This window comes from Hyalangium sp. (genome assembly GCF_035629615.1).
Taxonomy (GTDB): domain Bacteria; phylum Myxococcota; class Myxococcia; order Myxococcales; family Myxococcaceae; genus Hyalangium.
The window spans coordinates 1-3,411 of the sequence record NZ_DASPHO010000193.1; the positions used below are offsets into that span (position 1 = coordinate 1).

Annotated in this window: 5 protein-coding genes and 1 pseudogene; 1 reads left to right on the forward strand and 5 read right to left on the reverse strand. The window is 68.2% G+C overall.

Going from position 1 to position 3,411, the window contains the following annotated elements; all coding sequences use genetic code 11:
- Positions 1-406, reverse strand: a pseudogene (locus tag VD972_RS09880) (hypothetical protein); the annotation flags it as partial.
- Between the two features lie 89 nt (positions 407-495).
- The gene (locus VD972_RS09885; RefSeq protein WP_324984399.1) at positions 496-717 is read right to left on the reverse strand and encodes a hypothetical protein; all 222 of its coding nucleotides are present in this window, start codon (positions 715-717) and stop codon (positions 496-498) included.
- Positions 718-818: 101 nt separating this feature from the next.
- Between VD972_RS09885 and VD972_RS09890 the strand changes: the two genes are divergently transcribed.
- Positions 819-1,670 carry an MBL fold metallo-hydrolase gene (locus VD972_RS09890; protein WP_324984401.1) on the forward strand — a complete coding sequence of 284 codons (852 nt, stop codon included), beginning with the start codon at positions 819-821 and terminating at the stop codon, positions 1,668-1,670.
- A 13-nt stretch (positions 1,671-1,683) separates the two neighbouring features.
- Here the strand turns inward: VD972_RS09890 and VD972_RS09895 are convergent, their stop codons facing one another.
- Genes VD972_RS09895 through VD972_RS09905 form a run of 3 tightly spaced genes read right to left on the reverse strand, consistent with a single transcriptional unit; the run spans position 1,684 to position 3,250 of the window.
- Positions 1,684-2,292, reverse strand: a complete 609-nt coding sequence (locus tag VD972_RS09895; RefSeq protein WP_324984406.1) for an HD domain-containing protein — start codon at positions 2,290-2,292, stop codon at positions 1,684-1,686.
- 4 nt (positions 2,293-2,296) lie between these two features.
- Positions 2,297-2,770: a hypothetical protein gene (locus tag VD972_RS09900; RefSeq protein ID WP_324984409.1), complete on the reverse strand. Its 474-nt coding sequence runs from the start codon at positions 2,768-2,770 to the stop codon at positions 2,297-2,299.
- Positions 2,771-2,821: 51 nt separating this feature from the next.
- Positions 2,822-3,250 (reverse strand): DUF2809 domain-containing protein, encoded by a 429-nt coding sequence (locus tag VD972_RS09905; RefSeq protein ID WP_324984411.1) that lies wholly within the window; start codon positions 3,248-3,250, stop codon positions 2,822-2,824.
- Between the last annotated feature and the right edge of the window lie 161 nt (positions 3,251-3,411).

The window sequence follows — 3,411 nt, forward strand, 5'->3', positions numbered from 1 at the left end:
CATGGGGCGGCGAGGCCATGTCCTGCACATGGTGGGCGAGGTGGCCCGCACGATCGAAGGCGCGCTCCAGATCGCCATGGCGGGCGGCCTCCAGCGCCTCCTCCCACAGTTCGCGGACTCGGGAGTCAGAGGCCTTGCGCAGCGCCGTATCGAGCGAGCCTTCGGGGAAATAGAAGTGGTGCCAGCCGGTCCACTTCACATGCAGGTTGAGATCCTCGGCGGTGGCGCCATGCAGCACCGCTTGCCGGTGCGCTGCGAGCAGCGGCCGAGCCTCCGGGCCCGCTGCATCCAGCGCGGCCTGGGTCAGGGACTGGTGGTCCTCGACCGAGAAGGCCACCGCTCGCCAGGGCATCCCCAGGATCAGGAGCAGCACGGTGGCAGAGCAGGCGAGCTTCACAAGGCGCATGATGAAGCCAACGCCTCAGCGGGTCACGCGCTCCCCTCCCCTCTCGAGGCCAGGCTGCTCACCGGCCGGCCGTGCCGCGAAACCCGGGCTCAGGAGATCCGCGGCCCCGAAGGAGGCCATCTCCGCCGCGACACGACGAGGGTGCTCGCGATGAAGGCCACCACCGCGAGTGCCAGCGCGATGATCCAGAACCAGAACGCCGAGCTGTGGGTGACCACCTCGGACTGGGTGGGCCCCATGCCGGGCTGAGCCATCGCCAGCACAGGGCTCAGGAGACACAGCGCCAGGGCCGAAATTGGAATCGTTCGCATGGTCGTCCTCTCTCCGGAAACGTTGGCATCCCGAGTCCCCTCCACAAGGCGACGGACGGAAGGCTGGCTCGCCTGGCATACCAGCCATTAGCCTTACGGCCATGCTGACCGAAGTGCAGGCAGGCCCCTACACCATCCGAGGTATCTCCGTGGGCGGGGTCTACACCTCGCTGCAGGTGCCCGAACTGGACGTGGTGCTGGACGCGGGAGTCCCGCTCCGGAGCTTCGCCACCACGGATCACCTCTTCCTGAGCCATGGCCACTCGGATCACGCGAGCGCGCTGGGAGCGCTGCTGGGGATTCGAGGGCTGGTAGGCAAGCACTCGCCCGCCCAGGTGTTCCTCCCGGCAGAGATCGAGTCCGCGGTGAAGGAGGCGCTCGCGGCGCTGGGCCGGCTGCACCGCTCGGCGATCTCGATGGAGACCATCCCCATGCTCCCGGGCGACACACGCAAGGTGTACCGGGACCTCTGGGTGCGAGCCTTCCGGACCCACCACGCGGGCCCGTCGCTCGGCTACCAGTTCCTCAAGCGCGTCACGAAGCTGAAGCCCGAGCACCAGGGGATGCCGGGGGAGGAGATCGCCCGCCTGCGCCGCGAGGGAGCGGGGATCTTCGACGAGGTGGAGCGGCTCGAGCTGGCCTACGCCACGGACACGCTGTCGAAGGTGCTGGAGACGGCGCCGTCGATCCTGGAGAGCCGGGTGCTGATCCTGGAGTGCACGTACCTGGATCAGAAGTGGACGGTGGAGGAGACGCAAGAGCGCCTGCACACGCACCTGGACGAGATCATCGCCAGGGCGGACCTGTTCCAGAACGAGGCGCTGGTGCTGATGCACTTCAGCCAGGCGTATGGGCCGGAGCAGGTGCATGACATCATCCGGGATCGAGTCCCCCCGGCCTTGAGGGAGCGAATCAAGGTCTTCGCCCCCAGCTCCAGCCGCTGGTTCGGGTGAGCTGGGAGGACGATCAGGCGGGGGGCACGCGCGTGGGCCGCAGGGCCTGGAGCTCCGCGAGCACGGCCCGGAGCGAGGGCGACTCCATGGCCTTCTCGGCCGAGGCAAAGAACTGCGACAGATCGCCCAGGCCCTGGTGCTCGTAGACACTGGCCTGGAGCGACATCTCGAGCCGATCCACCTGACGCACCAGCTTCGCCTCGAAGGAGGAGCCCTGCTCGTACTCTTCCCAGAGTGCGAGGTACTCGGCGCCGCGCGGCAGCCTGCCGAGGATCTGCTCCACGGCCTGACGCTCCAGCGCGTGCTTCTGGGTGGGGCTCACGCCATCGTGCGGAGTGATATCGCCGACGCGGGCCTCGCCGAGATCGTGCAGCAGCGCGATGCGGACGACCTTGGAGGCATCGGCCTCGGGGAACCAGCTCTCGGCGATGAAGAGGCACAGGAGGGCCACGCCAAAGGAGTGCTCGGCGACGCTCTCACAGCGCTCGGGAGGAATGCCCACCCTCAGCCAGCCCTGGCGGTAGAGCTGCTTGAGCTGGTTGAGCTCGAAGTAAGCCTCGATCAGCGGCTGCGCCCCCTTCCCGCTCAGGTGGGCAATAGGGGGCGTGGCTTTCGTCCGCATACGGTCAGGGCTTGAGCGGCCCTTCCTCGGGCGGATCTTCCATCGGTATCCCAGCGGGAACGAACGCCCCGGTGTCATCCACCGTCCAGAGCGAGTAGCGGCGCGTCCTCACGTCCTGGAGCACCCCGCCCAGGTAGCAGAGCTCGTACACCGTGGTCATCGGCTCGGTCATGGAGAACAGACCGTGCTGAAAGCACTCCGCACCATCGGCCCGCATCGTCTTGCCGATGGGGTGCCCCAGCCGTCCGAGCACCTCCTCTTGCGACATGCCCGGGAGCACCAGCTTGATCCCATGAGCGGTGACGATCCGCATCCCGTCCTGCTGCCCCTGCAGCGACAGCCAGGCCGCCAGGAGCCCAAAGAGCGGGACCGCCAGGGCGAACAGCCAGCGAAGGTTGGAGGTGCGCTCCGCACCGAACGCGGTGAAGAGCCCCAGGGAGTTGGGGCTGCCCTGCTCACCCGCCATCGAAGGAGTCATGCTGGTCTCCGGAATACTCATGAATGCAAGCCAACCTCCGCCCGGGGAGGCTCATTCCTCGGTCCGCCGCCAGGCTAGCAAGCCGTCCAACCCGGCTGCCAGGAGCGCGCCCACGCTGTAGCAGACCAGATCCGACTCGAGAAACCCACGCCCCAGGAACAGCGCCCCCAGCCGGTGCTCGCGCACCGCGTCAATCCAAGGCGCACGATACATCTGACTGAGCTCGACAGCGAAGGAGATCGCCAGCGCCCACCCCGCCGCCTGGGAGAGGGAGAGGCGCGGCCAGACGAAGAGGAGGCTCACGTACATCATCATCGTCCAGAGAGTGTCTCCCGCGTAGGCGGAGACGAAGGACGGCAGCCAGGCCGCCCCAGAGCGCGACCCCAACCCCAGGACGGGCAGCAGGAGCAGCGGCAGCAGGAGCTGCCACCGTGAGCGCGCGGGCACTACCGGGGAGAGGAGAGCGGCAGAGAGCCCCATGCGCCCGATTCTATGCGGCTCTGTCACCGTCATCGCCCTGTCGCCGCGAGCGCTGTTCTCACCCGAGCAGCGAGGCGGCGAGCGCCTGGAAGTCCGTCCCCGGAGGCAGACGGCCCTCGGCGTGCTCGGGACGACCACCCCCGCGCCCTCCCGCGGCCTCT